Source organism: Listeria rocourtiae FSL F6-920 (assembly GCF_000525975.1).
GTDB lineage: Bacteria > Bacillota > Bacilli > Lactobacillales > Listeriaceae > Listeria_A > Listeria_A rocourtiae.
This window is the reverse complement of sequence record NZ_AODK01000110.1, coordinates 1-521: the sequence shown is the minus strand read 5'-3', so window position 1 is coordinate 521 and position 521 is coordinate 1. Positions and strand designations below refer to the sequence as shown.

Annotated in this window: 1 protein-coding gene; it reads left to right on the top strand. The window is 43.0% G+C overall.

Annotated elements, in window-relative coordinates; translation table 11 throughout:
• Positions 1-37: 37 nt before the first annotated feature.
• Positions 38-521, top strand: a 484-nt coding sequence (locus PROCOU_RS16080) for a T7SS effector LXG polymorphic toxin (protein WP_244266350.1), incomplete at its 3' end; no start/stop codon positions are given.

Genomic DNA, 521 nt, shown 5'->3' with positions numbered 1-521 from the left:
CAACGAGCCAAATTTGCATCGAAGGAGGCTGATGCGCATGCCACGGATTGAGATTGGGGAAGTACGTTACTTTGTAGAGCAGTTTTTAAGAGAAAGTAAGCGATTACGAGATGCGTTGCGAGATTATCGGAAAGCCGTTGCGAAATTAGTGGCGGATGGTGAGATCCAAGGTGAGTTTGTGACTAGTGCAAAAAGTTATTATGAAATGGTGCACTATCCCATCGTAGACACGACCATTGAATGTTTGAGCGAAGCGGATCGGATTTTGAAGAAATATGTGCAGGATTTTGAATCGCAAGTGGATGATGCGTTTGACTCCCGATTGGATTCAGATAAATTGGATGCGTTATATGCCGAAATCAGACGGTCAGAGAATTTATTGGATGATTTCACGCATGCGATGGATTCGATGACGGGGAACTTGAATCTTGGGCAACAGATAGGCATGAAGCTGGGACTGGAAACGTCGATGATGCAAATCAAAGAAGAAATCAAGATTTTAGAACGCTATTTAGATTTTG